The organism is Planococcus sp. BI3 (assembly GCF_056680115.1).
The window spans coordinates 482,622-498,503 of record NZ_CM155266.1; the positions used below are offsets into that span (position 1 = coordinate 482,622).

Consider the following 15,882-nt stretch of genomic DNA (forward strand, 5'->3'; position numbering starts at 1 on the left):
TTTACGCCTTCTTATGTGAATATTTTCACGAAAGGGCTTGTTTTTTAACGGGGAAGTAGTAAGATTGATAGGGAATTTTAAACTTTAATCAACACAGCGCCTTCTGCTTTATGTCTAGTGGGATGCGTGATAAAATGGACGAGACATATACAAATAAAGTGACTGCCGTCAAACAAATAGTTGGAGGTTTTTTTAATGTCTAGCAATTATTCAGATGCCAAATCCCCATGGAGTTCCATTACAGGTCCTAACCTGGGATACATAATGGAGATGTATGATCTGTATCAAGAATCACCGGAGTTGCTTGATCCAGAGTACGTTGAACTTTTTAAACAATACGGCCCTCCTGTTGAAGTTTCCATGGGCCAACAAGTTTCCACAAGCCAACAAGCTTCTGCTGGAAAAGCGGTAGAACCCAATAATTTTGAAAAAGTGCTGGCTGCTGTCCATTTGGCTGAAGCGATTCGCGCTCATGGCCATTTGGCATCGGATATCTATCCGTTGAAGGATCAGCCGAAAGACAGTTCCCGAATTGAGCCTACCCATGGCCTCAGCGATCAGGATTTAAAAGAAGTGCCGGTATCATTGCTTTTGAATAATGCACCAAGCAATATCACGAATGGTTTGGAAGCTATTAATTATTTGAAATCGCTTTATACGGATAAAGTCGCTTTTGAATTTTCTCATGTGATCCAGCCTCAAGAACGCAGCTGGCTGCAGGATAAAATCGAAGCGGGTGAAGTCAAGCCAACATTGGATGCGGACAAGAAGAAACAAGTTCTTGATCTGTTGACACGTGTAGAAGGCTTTGAAAAATTCGTACACCGTACTTTTGTTGGGCAAAAACGCTTTTCAATTGAAGGTGTCGATTCATTGGTTGTTCTGATGGATGAACTTGTTCGTCTATCCGAGTCGGCCGGAACAAAAGATATCATGATCGGGATGGCGCATCGCGGTCGTTTAAATGTGCTTACACATATTTTGAATAAACCCTATGAAATGATGTTTGCAGGCTTTGCACACGTTGGAGACGATGCTTTCCTTCCTGAAGACGGTTCGCTTCAAATCACTAAAGGCTGGTTTGGCGATGTCAAATACCATATGGGTGCAGCTTTTAAATCAGAGAATGGGACAAGTATTAAACTTGCCTATAATCCTTCCCACCTGGAAATCGTCAGCCCAATCGTTGCTGGACAGACGCGTGCTGCACAGGAACTTACCGATCAAACGGGTGTGGCTAAAATGGATCCGAAAAAATCATACGCGATTCTTGTGCACGGGGATGCGGCATTCCCGGGACAGGGCATCGTAACCGAAACCTTGAACTTCAGCCGTGTCAAAGGCTATCAGACAGGTGGATCAATCCACGTCATCGCCAACAATTTGATCGGTTTTACAACAGAACAGTTTGATTCAAGATCGACACATTATTCGTCAGACCCTGCAAAAGGCTTTGAAGTGCCGGTAATCCACGTCAATGCTGATGAGCCTGAAGCTGTAGTGGCAGTCGCTCGTCTGGCATTTGAATACCGTGAGAAATTCGGCAAAGATATTCTGATTGATCTGATCGGCTATCGCCGTTACGGCCATAATGAAATGGATGAGCCGCTGGTGACGAATCCGATAATGTACCATGGCGTCCATCAGCATGATACGGTTCGTGCGCTTTACGGAAAACAATTGGCAACAGAGAAAGTCCTATCTGAAGACGATGTCAACAAGCTTGATTCAGATATACAAAAAGAGATGCAGGAAGCCTATGACAGAGTCAAAGAAAACAAAACGGCGGACTTCCCGAAACTTGAAATTCCGGAAGCTGTCTTAGCTGGTTATCCTGAAGTGCCGACAGGCGTTGACAAAGACGTCCTGACGAAGATGAATGAAGAACTATTGTCTTGGCCAAGTGATTTCTCTGCCTTCAGCAAGTTAGCACGAATTCTAAAGCGCCGTGAAGATCCATTCAATGAAAAAGGCAAGATTGACTGGGCACATGCTGAAACGCTTGCCTTCGGTTCAATCCTGCAAGATGGCAACCCAATCCGTCTGGCTGGCCAAGATGCGCAGCGCGGAACATTTGCACATCGCCATCTTGTCCTGCATGATGAAAAGACTGGCAATGAACTGGTGCCATTGCATCATATTTCAGATGCCAAAGCATCATTTGTCGTCTATAACAGCCCATTGAGTGAAGCATCTGTACTGGGCTTTGAGTATGGCTATAACGTTGAAAATGATAAAGCACTTGTTATTTGGGAAGCGCAATACGGCGATTTCGCCAACATGGCCCAAATGATGTTTGACCAGTTTATTTCTGCGGGACGCGCAAAATGGGGCCAAAAATCAGGCTTGGTCATGCTGTTGCCTCATGGCTTCGAAGGCCAGGGACCTGAGCACTCAAGTGCCCGTCTTGAAAGACATCTTCAGATGGCTGCTGAAAACAACTGGACAGTCGCAAACCTTTCCAGTGCAGCCAACTACTTCCATATTTTACGCCGTCAGGCTAAAATGCTTGGAGAAGAAGCAATTCGTCCGCTAATCATCGTTTCACCTAAATCATTGCTTCGCCATCCTCTAGTGGGTGCAGATGTAGCTGAGTTAGCTGAAGGCCAATTCGAAACTGTCATTGAACAGCCGAATATGGGCAAAGATGCGAAAAAAGTGAAACGCGTTCTTTTGGCAAGCGGCAAAATGGCGATTGACCTGGCAGAACGGGTGAAAGATGGAAAAGGCTTCGAGTGGGCGCATATCGTCCGCGTCGAGCAATTGTATCCATTCCCGGCTGAGAAGATTAAAGCGATCCTTGACCGCTATCCAAACGCCAAAGAGTTGGCTTGGGTACAGGAAGAACCACAGAACATGGGTTCATGGACTTTTGCTAATCCGTATCTGAATGAATTGGCAGATGGCAAAGAAGTGAAGTATTTTGGACGCATTCAACGCCAAAGCCCTGCAGAAGGCGATGGAGAAGCGCACAAAGTGGAACAAGCACGTATAATTGATGAAGCATTAGCTAAATTGTAAGGATAATCTAAGGAGGAATTTTTTGTGGCAGAGATCAAAGTACCAGAATTAGCAGAATCGATTACAGAAGGAACAATCGCTCAGTGGCTTAAACAGCCGGGCGAAACTGTTGAAAAGGGAGAATTCATCGTTGAACTGGAAACAGATAAAGTCAACGTTGAAGTCATTTCCGAAGAGGCTGGAGTTGTTCAGGAACTTTTAGCGCAGGAAGGCGATACAGTTGAAGTTGGACAAGTTATCGCTATCGTTGGCGAAGGTTCTGGCGAAGCTGCAGCACCTAAAGCTGAAGAAGCTCCACAAAAATCCGAGGAGCCTGCTAAAACAGAAGCTCCTGCTACTCAAGAGCCTGTAGAAAAAGATCCAGCAGCAGAAGAGCAATCTTCTACTGACCGGACGATTGCAAGCCCTGCAGCACGCAAATTGGCACGCGAAAAAGGAATCGACCTGGCTGCTATTTCACCAGTTGACCCAATGGGCCGTGTACGTGTTCAGGACGTTGAAGCTCACGGATTAAAACCGGCTGCAAGTGCACCAGCAGCAAAAGCGGAAGCACCAAAAGCTGCAGCTCCTTCTTCTGATGAAGAAAGTGGCCGCATTGTCCGTGAAAAAATGTCAAGACGCCGTCAAACGATCGCCAAACGCCTTCTTGAAGTAAGACAATCAACTGCAATGTTGACGACATTCAACGAAATCGACATGACGAACGTTATGGCTTTGCGCAGCCGCAAAAAAGACCAATTCCTTAAAAATAACGATGTGAAACTTGGCTTTATGTCATTCTTTACTAAAGCAGTTACAGCAGCACTTAAAAAATACCCATATGTCAACGCTGAATTGGACGGGACAGATGTCCTGCTAAAACAGTTCTATGATGTAGGGATTGCCGTTTCAACTGAAGAAGGCTTGGTTGTACCGATCGTTCGCGACACGGACAAAAAGAACTTTGCTGAAATTGAAGCAACAATCGGCGAGCTTGCTAAAAAAGCGCGCGACAAGAAGCTTTCAATTGCTGACATGACAGGCGGTTCATTCACAATCACGAACGGTGGCGTATTCGGTTCATTGATGTCTACACCAATCTTGAACGGAACACAGGTTGGTATTCTTGGAATGCACACAATCCAAAAACGCCCTGTTGCAATCGGCGACGAAGTTCAAATCCGTCCGATGATGTACGTGGCACTTTCTTACGATCACCGTGTAATTGATGGAAGCGATTCTGTTGGTTTCTTGAAAATGGTCAAAGATATGATCGAGAACCCAGAAGATCTATTGCTGGAATCTTAATATTTGTTCAACCAGGTAGTCCTGCATTGCAGGACTGCCTTTTTTTTGTCATCATAAAGGTAACAAGCCTAAAGGCGGTAGAAGTCTATGGATATCTCGTTTTTTATTGAATTAGTGAAGGAATATGGTTATTTCAGCATGTTCGTCTTTAATTGGCTGTTGCTTTTTGGTCTGCCGATTCCCAATGAAGTCGCCGCAGCCTTTTCGGGAGTCTTGACGGAAATCAGCTATTTTAAGCCAGTCTATGCTTTTCTTTCAGCTTATCTCGGTCTGATCACCAGCAACACGTTCGCGTATTTTATTGGCCGCAGTCTGGGGCATCGGCTCTTAAACCGGTTAAACCGGACCCGTCTGAAAGGGCCGATCAGCCGCTTCAGCAACTTTCTGGAAAAGCATGGGGAATGGGCAATCGCCTTCAGTTTTTTTCTGCCTGGAATCCGTTGGGCGATGCCTTATGTCGTCGGCGCCAACCGTTTTCCATTCTTGCGTTACATGATGTTCGCTTATACGGCCGGATTTGTCTGGATGTTCATCTATTTTAATCTCGGCCGGATGTTTCCCTATGCCTATGAGACCATCCTTGAGCACCTGCAGGGCTTTTTGATCCTGCTGTCGGTTCTTGTCATCGGCATCGTGGTGTTCCGTTATCTTTACAGTACCAAGTTTGCGAAGAAGTGAAGGGTTTTAGAGAATGTGGTAATGTTACTGGACCTGCATGACCCACATCCAGTGGGTCTGAAAGTGGATATTTTCGTAAAAGCTTTCGCAAATTATAACCTATAAGCACATCAAAGCAGAGCCAGTTTGAAATTGGCCTGCTTTTTCCTTATACTGAAGGTATAGACAGATTGAAAAGGATGAGGACGATGATTCACAATGAATGGCTTGACAGAGAAACGATTAAAACGGTAACTTGCAAGCACACGGATGCAGCGAAATTTTTGGTTTCCAACGTGCTGACTGTGGGCAAAGAATATGAAGTGAAGAATGAGACCGAAGAATTTATTTTTGTTATAGACAATACCGGGAAAATCGGCGGGTTCTATAAAACTTATTTCGAATAATGAATGGATAGTTGGCTGTTAAAGGCCGTGAAGAATATCAAAAAGCCGATGAATCTACATCGGCTTTTTCTGTGGAAAAGAGGAATCGGAATGTCATTGATTGAACAGGATATTGCAAAGCGAAAAGAGCGAACGCATGAAGCGTATGATAAATTGATCGGGAAAGCGGGGTATATCGCGCCTGATAACCATCTGTGGCAGGATATTCTGTCTGCGGTTGTCCTGCGGAAGCCTGTTTTGCTGAAAGGGCCGACGGGAGCGGGCAAGACCAAGCTGGCGGAAAGCATTTCCGCGCTGTTCGGACAGCCGATGCAAAGCATCAACTGTTCGGTTGACCTGGACGCGGAAGCGCTGCTGGGCTTTAAGACATTGGTGCAGCGGGATGGCCAAAGCGTCATTGAGTTTGTCGAAGGGCCAGTGGTTACGGCCATGAAAAAAGGGCATTTTCTTTATATTGATGAAATCAACATGGCCAAAGCCGAAACCCTGCCGATTCTTCATAGTGCATTGGACCATCGCCGCATGATGACGAATCCATTTACGGGCGAAGTGATTGAGGCGCATCCTGATTTTGGGGTGATTTCTGCCATCAATGAAGGTTATATCGGCACAGCCCCCATGAATGAAGCCTTAAAAAACCGTTTTATTGCGTATCCGATCCCTTATTTGACAGGTCAGCAGCTGGCTGAGCTATGGGACCGCGAATTTCCGGAAGCGGATAAAATTCTGAAAAAATTTATGCTGAATTTGGCGGAAGATTTAATGAAACAAGTGACGAACGGCTTGTTGTCGGAAGAAGCTGCTTCGATCCGGAGCCTGCTGGATGCAACGGCTCTGGCGCACTATATGGACCCATTGCGTGCCGTGCAATACGCTATCGCGGAAAAATTGGAAGATGAAAGTGAACGCGATCTGTTCATGGACCTGGCTCATACTTGGAAGGAGTAGGTGAAACTAATGGCATCAGTCAACCGGTTTATCCAATTCAATAATGAAACCATCGATACCAAGATGCTTCATCAAATGGAGCTGCTCGCCGGTGCACTGGCAGATGCTCCTTATTTGAAGGTGACGACCCGCAAACTGGTGGAGTTACGGCCATCCGAATCGGCGATGTCCGTCAGCGTCTTTTGGCGGCACCGGGCCAAACGGATCGAGCGCAATGGCTACTTGTCGGATATCTATTTGATAGCAGCGGGCTATTGGCGGGACTTCAACTTGACTGCATGGCGCCGGTTCAAAAGGACTGATACCGCTTTGCCGAGCCTGCGGGAACAATTGCTGTTATGCGCCGAGGAGTTCCGGCTTTCCGAACAGATTAAAGCGGCGCGTCCTGGAACGGTTGCGGCTTTTGACACGCGGGAAGCGGTCTATACGGAATACCACAAAGATCAATTCCGGCAAAACCTGAAAAAAGGCTTTGGAAGCGATGGGTTGATCAACTCGGCTTATCTGCGGTTGCGGGGGATTGACGTTGATGCCGGAGAACGTTTCAATGCCTTGTCTTTCATTTGGACGGAATTATTCGATGCAAAAACAACAATGGATTCGGTGAAAGTGGTGGACCGGATCATGGACCGCGCAGAATTCCTGCTTGAAGGAGATGCACTGCATACCTATTACACTTTTGGTGAAACGGCTGATAAAGTGCCGCCGTTTCATTACCATGAAGGCATCAAAGCGGATGAGGCGGAAGAACCGGAAGAAATTGAAACTATTGAAGAATGGTTCCAGGCCTGGCACCGGGAAACCGAAATGAGCGAGGCACCTGCAATGGAGTTTGAGCTCGAACGCGGCGACTCCCAGCTTGCTGAAGGCGGCAGGGAAGAAGAAGGTGCCGGCGAGGTTCAACAGACCGCTAAAGGCGATTCAAGCGGAGAGCATCTGGAAGACAGTGATGCCGAAGACCGGCAGATGGAAAGCCAGCCCAAAAAAGCAGAAGGCCGGTTCGGTTCAGCCAATGACCAGGTGGTATACCATGAGTCCAGACTGCGTGCGGAAGGTGACCATCGCCTCGAAATTGAGGACTGGCGGAAAAAACAGGCACCGTATGTGCGGGCTTTGCTGAAAGAGCTGAAAAAACGGATGACGCAGCGGCAGGAAGGCGTCCGTACCAACCTGAATGCGGGGAGGCTGTCGAAGAAGCTGATGCCGCTGGTGATTGAAGAACGCCCCAAGCCGTTCTACCGAAAAACAGCACCTTCTAAAGAACTGGATGCGGTTTTTTGCCTGTTGATTGATGGCTCCGCTTCCATGCTCGATAAACTGGACGAAACAAAGCAAGCCGTGCTGTTATTCCACGATGTGCTGCGCGGCTTGAACGTACCGCATGAAATCGTCTTGTTTTACGAGGATGCCTATGAAGCTAGTGATACTGAGCAGCCGAACTATTTCGAGTGGATGCATAAGTTCGAAGACCGGGGCAAAGACCATGCCCAGGTAATTGCCTCCCTGGATGCGCATGAAGACAACCGGGATGGTTTCGCCATTCGCTGGATGAACAGCCGCTTGAAACACAGAGCCGAGAAACACCGCTTTTTACTGGTCTTTTCCGATGGAGAGCCATCTGCCTATAATTACGCGGAGAATGGCGTGGTGGATACCGCAAACGCCGTAGCAGAAGCGAAAAAACAGGGCATCGAAGTGTTGCACCTATTTTTGAGCAGCGACTCGATCACAGAAGAGCAGGCCGCATTTTACCGGATGATGTATGGCAATAAATCCGTCAGTGCCGATTCCTTGGAGCAATTTGTCGAACAGACTCTGCGCCTCCTGAAAAGAAGCTTGCATCTGGTGATTCAGGCGGGGTGATGTTAAGTGTTTTTGGCTAATATTGGCGTGTTTCAATCGTTAATTCCAATAAAAGCATTTGCTTTCCAAAAAGTATAAAATACTTTCCAAAAGAGACGAAACACTTTCTGCAGCTCCCAGAATACTTTCTGGCCAGGCTGAAATACTTTCCATGAAAGAGACCACACAAAGCTGTTCACGGGACGAAAGCTGGGGATAGGAAGTGCTGCTTTCTCATCAAGCTCTATTCACAGACAGTTTGTGATGGTTTTCATGGAATTCGTTTAGAAAGCTGAATGGTTCATGTAGAAGAGTGGATGGATGAGAAAGCCGCCTCTTTTCTTCATGTAGAAACCCGGAACCATAAGGTAGGACCGCCGAATCTTCATCTAGAATACAAAAACCCCCGGAAGCTCACCAGCTTCCGGGGGTTAACTATTTACATATTATTCTTTTCGTTGTTGTCATGGATGGCAAGAAGGCGTTGTTTCAGGTCTTCTTCCATGCGGCCGATTTCAAGTTCGGCTGCTTTTCGGTTTCTGCGGCCTTCCGCCTGGATCTTCAGCGTTTCTTCAATGGTTTCAAGCAGGTTTTCCTGCGTTTTCTTCAAGGTATCGATTTCGACGATGCCGCGTTCATTTTCACGGGCGGTTTCGATCGAATTCATTTTCAGCATTTCCGAGTTTTTCAACAGCAGGTCATTGGTGGTGGAGGTGACTTGTTTTTGTGCTTCTACGGCCTTTAGCTGTTTGTTCAAGGTCAACGCGATGGCAATCTGGTTTTTCCATAAAGGAATCGACGTCATGATGGACGACTGGATCTTTTCCGCCAGGGTTTGGTTGGTCTGCTGGATCATGCGGATCTGCGGTGCGCTTTGAATGGTGATCTGGCGCGAAAGCTGCAGATCGTACAGCCGTTTTTCCAGGCGGTCCACGTACTGCATCATGTCGTTGACTTCCTGGTAGACCATTTGATCCTGCGAAGTTTCCGCTTTTTTGCGGAGCGCGGGAATCGTTTCGCTCATGATTTCGTCGCGCTTCAATTCAGCGGCAGCGATGTAGACATTCAAAGCCTGAAAATAGGTTTTGTTTTGGTCATACAGCTGCTCAAGCATCTGTACATCATCCAGCAGGCCGCGCTTGGAATGGTCCAGCTGGATGCTGATGCGGTCGACCTGGGTGCTGAGCTTCTGGTATTTGGTCATCATTTCCTGGACTGAGTATTTGGCTTTTGAAAAAATCTTGCGGATGCCCGTTTTTTTCTTTTGCGTCAACTCTTCAGGATTCAATTCCTCCAGCTTTTTCATCAGGTCATGGAGCACGTCACCGACAGGACCGATGTCTTTGCGCTGAACATGGTCGAGCATCTTGTGTGAAAACTGGCTCAGCTGATTTTGTGCATTGGCGCCGTAGGTCAGGATGGCTTCATTGTTGCCGGTCGGAATTTGCTTGGCAAGCTCACGCGCTTTCGCTTGTTCTTCTTTCGTCAAGCGATCCATTAAAGCAACAGGGCGGCCCTCCGCTTGTTCGGCAACTGCCTGCTCCTGTTTTTCCAATTGCATGCCAAATGGCGATTCCAATAAATCATCCAATTCACTTCGAGTTGATGGTTTCTCTGTCATCTTCCACGTCTCCCTCATGTTCAGGCTCTGGCTGAACGAGTAATTTCTGGCTATTGTTATTGTGCTGATCGACAGCCAATTGGGCATAATCCAGTTCCATGCGAAGTTTCTCGACATCACTGGACAGGACCTGCTTTAAATCCTGTTCCATCACTTTATTGAGCGACAGCAGCATTTCCCGCGTATCCTGCAAGGCCACACGCATTTCCTGGTCTTTGACAGGCTGCCCAACCAATAAGGTGTATTTTTCCGTCAATTCAATCGCTGAATCCAAATGGGAATAAAAGAAGGGTTCGGCTAAATAGAATTTTCTCGGATTTTGCTGGACGACATTGATGATTTTATTCGCGATTTTTGTCATGTCCATCAATTGTTTAAAAGATGAAATAGAACGTACTTTATAATAATTACCTTGAAGCTGTTTGATTTTTTCCTTGCCTTCTTTTATCTGGTTTCGTACATTTTTAAATTCACTGCGGGTCATTCCAAGATGTTTGGAGTCAGCTGAAATTTGAACCTGTTTGATGGTGCTGTTGCTGGCGATATAAGTTCCGGCGGCAACAGCTCCTGACGCGATCAACCCAATTTCGGCTCCTAGATACAGGATTGGGAACATCACTGTCATAAGAGGCAAACTGACGGATTGTCTCTTGATAAAATTTTCAATCGGCTTTAGGGGCTTCATGTAAAGGACCTCCTTCACTGCTACTTAACTTATACGTCCTTGACACTGAAAAGTTTCATTCCAGTGCTCTTCTTCCTTATATTTTACGTGAAAGAAGAAGTCAATACAAACTTTCGAATCCCTGCAGAAATCCATGCTTATATCTTTACAAGCTGAAAAAGATTTGGCACAATTCTTATGAGGAAGAAATGGGGCAGGCAACTATGCACGAAATCATCTATATGAGAGCGGATTATGAACCGTGGTGGATGTTTGATGACTGGGAAGATAAAGTGGTCACGCGCCGGAAATTTTCTGCAGCCGATGCTGCACGCAACTACCTGGCAGAACTCAAAGCGGATTTCAGCCTTCGATTCTCAGAGCATGAAGAGCGGGACGCGGCCTTTACAAGTTACTGGAACGAAGAAGAAATGGAATATTGCGAAAAATGCGAAGAGGATTTGCAGATATTTCATGGGTTGATTTGGCTAGTTAACGGGAAACCTCAGATAAGTTTTTAGATTTGTTTGACTTTTGTAGTCAATTTGATATAATTACATTAACAATTTGAAATCCGCACCAATTACAGCTATTCACATATTCCCTAAAGTGATCAGCACGTGATGGTACTTTAGGGAATATGTGAATTTTTTTATTGGAAAGATTCCATATTGAAAATTTTTCTACCGTAGGAGGTAATTATTATGCAACAAGGAACAGTAAAATGGTTTAATTCAGAAAAAGGCTTTGGCTTCATCGAAGTTGAAGGCGGAGACGATGTATTCGTACATTTCTCAGCAATCCAAGGCGACGGCTTTAAAACGCTTGACGAAGGACAACGTGTTGAATTTGAAGTAGAAGAAGGCAACCGCGGACCTCAAGCTACAAACGTAACTAAAGCTTAATAGCCAAGAACTGCTCTCTCGGGAGCGGTTCTTTTTTTTGCAAAAGAATCTCCTGAAATGGACTCCATTCTATTGCGGATTAACTTTAACAAGCCGGCCTTTCCGGGTGCTCGTTTAGCCGGCCTCACTGTCCTTGTTCATCAGGTTTTTATTTAATGCTGGAAGGGTATAAATAGATGATTGGACAAAGACAATACGGGAGGTTTTCGCAATGGAAGGCAAAGTGAAATCATTTGATGAAAATAAAGGGATCGGTATGATTACAGGTGACAACGGAGAGGATTTCTTCTTCGAGGAAATTAATATCAATGTCGATGGCTTCCGGAAACTGAATCCGGGCCAGCCGGTAAAGTTCACTGTATATGAAGGTGTTGCAGATAAAGAGCGTGTAGCGACAAATGTGACATTGGTGTTTTAAGTGTCACCGCATTCATGAGTTGCTGTAAAGAAAGATTGAGGGGGACAACTAAATGGCTGATGAGTATTTAAAAAAAGAAATGCCAAGCAAAGAAAAGCAAGAAGATTTTTATCATAAGCTCCGGGAGAAAGTACAGGATTGGGTAGACTCCAAACCAAAAGTGTTTGGAGCTGTCAGCGGCTATGTATTGTTTGCTCCAGATTTGTTCCACTTGCTGACAAGATTGATGCTGGACAGTCGCATTGATGCGAAAAGTAAGGCTGCTGTTGGTGCGGGTATCATGTATTTCATCGCGCCAATTGATTTTCTGCCAGAAATTTTGGTTGGTCCCGCAGGATTCTTGGATGATGTCGTGGTTGCAGTATTCGTCATCAACACGATATTGAACAAATTCCCGGCGGAAGTTATCAAAGAGCATTGGACAGGGGATAAAGACTTATTGGAACTTGTCAAAAAGGTATCCAATTCAAGTAATAAATATGTTTCCAAATTGCCTGCTGGCCGCTTGGTGAAACGTTTCATGAAATAAAGAAGCTTTGAAAAAGCCGCGGATCTTCATAGACCCGCGGCTCCTCTTTGTCGCAAAAAAGCAGCAGACCTACTCGGTTTGGCGAGTAGGTCTGCTGCTGAGATAGTAGCTGGTTTAGTTGGTGATTCCTTGTGCGTCTTTCCATTCCAGGTATTCATCATAGCTCAATTGCTTGTCGAGGATTGATCCGTCTTCACGGATTTCAATCACGCGGTTTGCAACCGTCTGGATAAACTGATGGTCATGGGAAGTGAAGACCATGGCGCCTTTAAAGGCAATCATGCCGTTGTTCAACGCTTGGATCGATTCAAGATCCAAGTGGTTGGTCGGCTCGTCCAATAGCAGGACGTTCGCATGTGACAACATCATTTTCGAAAGCATGCAACGCACTTTTTCGCCACCGGATAACACAGAAGGTTTCTTTTTCACTTCTTCGCCGGAGAACAGCATTCTGCCGAGGAAGCCGCGAAGGAATGTTTCGCTTTCGTCTTCAGGTGAGTACTGGCGAAGCCAATCCACCAATGACAATTCACTGCCTTCAAAGTAGCTGGTGTTGTCGATCGGCAAGTAAGCGCGTGAAGTGGTGACACCCCAAGTGATCGAACCGGCTGCCGGCTGGTCTTCTTCCGCAAGGATGCGGAGAAGGGCCGATTTCGCCAATGGATCGCCCATTAAAACGATTTTGTCGTCTTTGTTCAGGTTGAAGCTGACTTTATTCAATAATTGTTTGCCGTCCACAGTTTGGCTGACGTCTCTGACAGTCAACACATCGTTGCCGATTTCGCGGCCGAGGGTAAAGTTGACGAATGGATATTTACGGGAAGAAGGGCGGATATCATCCAGCTCGATTTTATCAAGCATCTTCTTCCGTGACGTCGCTTGCTTCGATTTGGAAGCGTTGGCGGAGAAACGGGTGATAAAGGCTTGGAGCTCTTTGATCTTTTCTTCTTTCTTCGAGTTCTGATCTGATGCCAAACGGGTTGCCAATTGGCTTGATTCGTACCAGAAGTCGTAGTTGCCGACATACAGCTGAATTTTACCGAAGTCAAGGTCAGCAATATGCGTACATACTTTGTTCAGGAAGTGGCGGTCATGCGAAACAACGATAACGGTGTTATTGAAGTTGATCAGGAATTCTTCCAGCCATTGGATTGCTTTCAAGTCCAGATGGTTGGTCGGCTCATCCAGCAAGAGAACATCGGGTTTGCCGAATAAAGCCTGTGCCAAAAGCACTTTCACTTTATCGGAACCGGAAAGTTCAGCCAGCTTCTTATCATGCAGATCCTCAGAAATGCCAAGGCCTTGCAACAGGATGGCCGCTTCAGATTCAGCTTCCCAACCGTTCAACTCAGCGAATTCGCCTTCAAGTTCAGCAGCGCGCATGCCGTCTTCATCAGAGAAATCCTCTTTCATGTAAATGGCGTTCTTCTCAGACATAACCTCATATAATTTCTTGTGGCCCATAATAACAGTTTCAAGAACTGCGGACTCTTCGTATTCGAAATGGTTTTGTTTTAATACAGCCAGGCGTTCGCCTGATCCCATATAAACATTTCCGGATTGCGCTTCAAGTTCACCAGAAAGAATTTTGATGAACGTCGATTTGCCGGCACCATTGGCACCAATTAATCCGTAGCAATTGCCGGGGTTAAATTGAATATTTACATCTTCGAATAGTTTGCGGTCACCAAAGCGAAGACTTACATCATTTGCAGCTATCATTTATACGTACCTCCTAAATTTCACAATAAGAAGAGTATACCACGAAATCCACGGAAATCGATAGCAATCGCCCGTGGTCTCGGATAAACTAATAATATAAGGCTATTTTTACCTGATTTTCCGTTCAACATAAGCTTCCAGCATGCCAAGTTCCTTGTTCAGCAAATATTCCATCCGCACATACTCGCGGCGGCCGGGAATATGCTCCGGCGTCAGGCCTTTCATCGAGTAGATAAAGTAGTAGCCGCCAATTTGGCGAAACAGCACGACGACATGAGGAAAGTCATCGAAAATGGCTTTTATATTGTAACGTTTGGCATAACTCCAATGAACGAGCTTCATCAACAACCCGCCTTTCACACCTCTATTTTAAATGATTGAGGGGTGAGTACACAAGTTTGGCGTTGTGTACTGAGAAGGACAGTCCAATGAAATAATATATTGTTGAAACTTCACAAAACGTAATCTTGTTTTGTTTCTTGAGGTTGAAGAAATCACTCCAGGCGGATTTGGTTTGCGGAATATCGGCAGGCGAAAATCTTTGGTTCAACTTCCACAGGTTAGCCGGAAAAATATGAATGAATATAATTGGTTTTATTAATAGGAGGAAAAAAACGTGGCTGAAAAGCAGAAGAAATCAACGATTGGCTTGATGGTTTTGGCAATTTTGTTTGTTGCTTTAAACCTGCGTCCGGCCATTTCGTCCATTGGCCCAATGCTTGAGGCCATTCGTGCAGATTTAAACTTAAGCAATAGTGAAGTCAGCCTGTTGACGGCTGTTCCTGTATTTTGTATGGGGCTTTTTGCGCCCTTAGCCGTTTTGTTCGGCCGGAAGTTCGGCTTAAAGCCTTCGATTGCGGTATTGCTTGTGGCCATTGGGCTGTTTACATTGGTCAGAGGATTTGTGCCGACTTATCCGGTTCTGCTTGCCAGCGCCTTTTTCATCGGTATTGCCATCGCCATCATCAGTCCGCTGCTGTCGGCGATGATCAAGCGTGATTTCCCGATGCGGACTGCGGCATTGATCGGGGTCTATTCGTTCGGTATGGGGTTGGGAGCAACGTTGTCAGCTGGATTGACGGGAGTTTTTTACACCATCGCGGACTGGCCGCTGGCGATTGCCAGCTGGAGCTTGTTGTCGGTTGCGGCCCTCATCATTTGGCTGCGTGTAGAACAACCGGGTGAAGTGAGGGTTGAGGAAACAATGATTGAGGAGTTTGCCCGTGTTTCCCCGTGGAAAAATAAGCGTGCCTGGTATATGCTGTTGTTTTTCGGCTGCCAATCGGCTTTATTCTTTTCCATGTTGACCTGGCTTGCGCCGATCGCGATTGAAAAAGGCATGACAGTTTTAGCTGCCGGGGGCGTATTGACGTTGATGGCAGCGGTTCAGATTGCCGGCAATATCTCCATCCCGTTATTTTTCAATAAATTCCCAAACCGTTTGGTCTGGATATTGATCGTATTGGCTTTTGGAACGCTTGGAATCCTGTTGCTGATGTTCGGCAATGTCGATATGATTTGGATAGCGGCTGCATTTATCGGCGTCGCACTTGGCGGACTTTTCCCGATTGCTTTATTGATGCCGCTTGATGAAACAACTTCTGCTGATGAAGCCAATAGCTGGACAGCGATGACGCAGTCGGGCGGCTATATCATCTCGGCCTTTATGCCGCTCACCATCGGCATCGTCTACGATCAGACGGGCAACCACGACATCACCTTGCTGCTGTTTTTGGTTTTCATTGTGCTGATGGTTATATTTGCGGTCCTGCTCAATAAAAAAGTTACTATTAATTGAACGAACAATTTTTAACGAATACAAGGAAAAACCGATGCTTGCTCCGAATTCACTCCCACTCAT

At 46.0% G+C, this 15,882-nt stretch carries 15 protein-coding genes; 11 read left to right on the plus strand and 4 right to left on the minus strand.

Translation table 11 applies throughout. The features are described from left to right. The first annotated feature begins 195 nt into the window (after positions 1-195). From AC1MEO_RS02510 to AC1MEO_RS02535, 6 genes are all read left to right on the plus strand, one after another. Positions 196-3,021 carry a 2-oxoglutarate dehydrogenase E1 component gene (locus tag AC1MEO_RS02510; protein ID WP_480334092.1) on the plus strand — a complete coding sequence of 942 codons (2,826 nt, stop codon included), beginning with the start codon at positions 196-198 and terminating at the stop codon, positions 3,019-3,021. Positions 3,022-3,045: 24 nt separating this feature from the next. Then, the gene (odhB, locus tag AC1MEO_RS02515; protein WP_480334093.1) at positions 3,046-4,308 is read left to right on the plus strand and encodes a 2-oxoglutarate dehydrogenase complex dihydrolipoyllysine-residue succinyltransferase; all 1,263 of its coding nucleotides are present in this window, start codon (positions 3,046-3,048) and stop codon (positions 4,306-4,308) included. A gap of 87 nt (positions 4,309-4,395) precedes the next feature. Next, positions 4,396-4,986: a DedA family protein gene (locus AC1MEO_RS02520; RefSeq protein WP_480334095.1), complete on the plus strand. Its 591-nt coding sequence runs from the start codon at positions 4,396-4,398 to the stop codon at positions 4,984-4,986. 188 nt (positions 4,987-5,174) lie between these two features. Continuing rightward, positions 5,175-5,372: a DUF6501 family protein gene (locus AC1MEO_RS02525; RefSeq protein WP_480334097.1), complete on the plus strand. Its 198-nt coding sequence runs from the start codon at positions 5,175-5,177 to the stop codon at positions 5,370-5,372. Between the two features lie 90 nt (positions 5,373-5,462). Then, complete coding sequence (locus AC1MEO_RS02530; protein ID WP_480334099.1) at positions 5,463-6,320, plus strand: ATP-binding protein; 858 nt, start codon at positions 5,463-5,465, stop codon at positions 6,318-6,320. Positions 6,321-6,329: 9 nt separating this feature from the next. After that, on the plus strand, positions 6,330-8,183 hold the full coding sequence (locus AC1MEO_RS02535; RefSeq protein WP_480334100.1) for a vWA domain-containing protein: 1,854 nt from the start codon (positions 6,330-6,332) through the stop codon (positions 8,181-8,183). Between the two features lie 418 nt (positions 8,184-8,601). On the opposite strand, the gene AC1MEO_RS02540 is transcribed toward AC1MEO_RS02535, so the two are convergent. Both AC1MEO_RS02540 and AC1MEO_RS02545 read right to left on the minus strand, forming a co-directional pair. After that, complete coding sequence (locus AC1MEO_RS02540; protein WP_480334102.1) at positions 8,602-9,783, minus strand: toxic anion resistance protein; 1,182 nt, start codon at positions 9,781-9,783, stop codon at positions 8,602-8,604. Next, positions 9,755-10,468 carry a 5-bromo-4-chloroindolyl phosphate hydrolysis family protein gene (locus AC1MEO_RS02545; protein WP_480334104.1) on the minus strand — a complete coding sequence of 238 codons (714 nt, stop codon included), beginning with the start codon at positions 10,466-10,468 and terminating at the stop codon, positions 9,755-9,757. The genes AC1MEO_RS02540 and AC1MEO_RS02545 overlap by 29 nt, the downstream gene beginning before the upstream one ends. Positions 10,469-10,656: 188 nt before the next feature. On the opposite strand from AC1MEO_RS02545, the gene AC1MEO_RS02550 reads away from it, so the two are divergent. The 4 genes from AC1MEO_RS02550 (at position 10,657) to AC1MEO_RS02565 (ending at position 12,299) form a co-directional block, all read left to right on the plus strand. Further along, positions 10,657-10,968, plus strand: coding sequence for a DUF1033 family protein (locus AC1MEO_RS02550; protein WP_480334105.1), 312 nt, complete (start codon positions 10,657-10,659; stop codon positions 10,966-10,968). A gap of 183 nt (positions 10,969-11,151) precedes the next feature. Beyond that, positions 11,152-11,352 (plus strand): cold-shock protein, encoded by a 201-nt coding sequence (locus AC1MEO_RS02555; protein ID WP_480334106.1) that lies wholly within the window; start codon positions 11,152-11,154, stop codon positions 11,350-11,352. Positions 11,353-11,563: 211 nt separating this feature from the next. Continuing rightward, complete coding sequence (locus AC1MEO_RS02560; protein ID WP_480334108.1) at positions 11,564-11,770, plus strand: cold-shock protein; 207 nt, start codon at positions 11,564-11,566, stop codon at positions 11,768-11,770. 52 nt (positions 11,771-11,822) lie between these two features. After that, entirely contained in the window at positions 11,823-12,299 is a 477-nt protein-coding gene (locus tag AC1MEO_RS02565) for a YkvA family protein (RefSeq protein ID WP_480334110.1), read from the plus strand. A 114-nt stretch (positions 12,300-12,413) separates the two neighbouring features. On the opposite strand, the gene AC1MEO_RS02570 is transcribed toward AC1MEO_RS02565, so the two are convergent. Further along, a complete protein-coding gene (locus AC1MEO_RS02570; RefSeq protein WP_480334112.1) occupies positions 12,414-14,021 on the minus strand; it encodes an ABC-F family ATP-binding cassette domain-containing protein in 1,608 nt (535 codons plus the stop codon). Between the two features lie 108 nt (positions 14,022-14,129). Next, the gene (locus AC1MEO_RS02575) at positions 14,130-14,363 is read right to left on the minus strand and encodes a hypothetical protein (protein ID WP_480334113.1); all 234 of its coding nucleotides are present in this window, start codon (positions 14,361-14,363) and stop codon (positions 14,130-14,132) included. A gap of 274 nt (positions 14,364-14,637) precedes the next feature. On the opposite strand from AC1MEO_RS02575, the gene AC1MEO_RS02580 reads away from it, so the two are divergent. After that, positions 14,638-15,819: an MFS transporter gene (locus tag AC1MEO_RS02580; RefSeq protein ID WP_480334115.1), complete on the plus strand. Its 1,182-nt coding sequence runs from the start codon at positions 14,638-14,640 to the stop codon at positions 15,817-15,819. The last annotated feature ends 63 nt before the right edge of the window (positions 15,820-15,882 follow it).

Excerpts from the sequence above, each read along its gene's own strand:
- AC1MEO_RS02575 (WP_480334113.1), bottom strand. The coding sequence starts at position 14,363 with ATGAAGCTCGTTCATTGGAGTTATGCCAAACGTTACAATATAAAAGCC.
- AC1MEO_RS02550 (WP_480334105.1), top strand. The coding sequence starts at position 10,657 with ATGGGGCAGGCAACTATGCACGAAATCATCTATATGAGAGCGGATTAT.
- AC1MEO_RS02525 (WP_480334097.1), top strand. The coding sequence starts at position 5,175 with ATGATTCACAATGAATGGCTTGACAGAGAAACGATTAAAACGGTAACT.
- AC1MEO_RS02570 (WP_480334112.1), bottom strand. The coding sequence starts at position 14,021 with ATGATAGCTGCAAATGATGTAAGTCTTCGCTTTGGTGACCGCAAACTA.
- AC1MEO_RS02560 (WP_480334108.1), top strand. The coding sequence starts at position 11,564 with ATGGAAGGCAAAGTGAAATCATTTGATGAAAATAAAGGGATCGGTATG.
- AC1MEO_RS02520 (WP_480334095.1), top strand. The coding sequence starts at position 4,396 with ATGGATATCTCGTTTTTTATTGAATTAGTGAAGGAATATGGTTATTTC.
- AC1MEO_RS02565 (WP_480334110.1), top strand. The coding sequence starts at position 11,823 with ATGGCTGATGAGTATTTAAAAAAAGAAATGCCAAGCAAAGAAAAGCAA.
- AC1MEO_RS02540 (WP_480334102.1), bottom strand. The coding sequence starts at position 9,783 with ATGACAGAGAAACCATCAACTCGAAGTGAATTGGATGATTTATTGGAA.
- AC1MEO_RS02535 (WP_480334100.1), top strand. The coding sequence starts at position 6,330 with ATGGCATCAGTCAACCGGTTTATCCAATTCAATAATGAAACCATCGAT.
- AC1MEO_RS02555 (WP_480334106.1), top strand. The coding sequence starts at position 11,152 with ATGCAACAAGGAACAGTAAAATGGTTTAATTCAGAAAAAGGCTTTGGC.
- AC1MEO_RS02510 (WP_480334092.1), top strand. The coding sequence starts at position 196 with ATGTCTAGCAATTATTCAGATGCCAAATCCCCATGGAGTTCCATTACA.
- AC1MEO_RS02545 (WP_480334104.1), bottom strand. The coding sequence starts at position 10,468 with ATGAAGCCCCTAAAGCCGATTGAAAATTTTATCAAGAGACAATCCGTC.
- AC1MEO_RS02530 (WP_480334099.1), top strand. The coding sequence starts at position 5,463 with ATGTCATTGATTGAACAGGATATTGCAAAGCGAAAAGAGCGAACGCAT.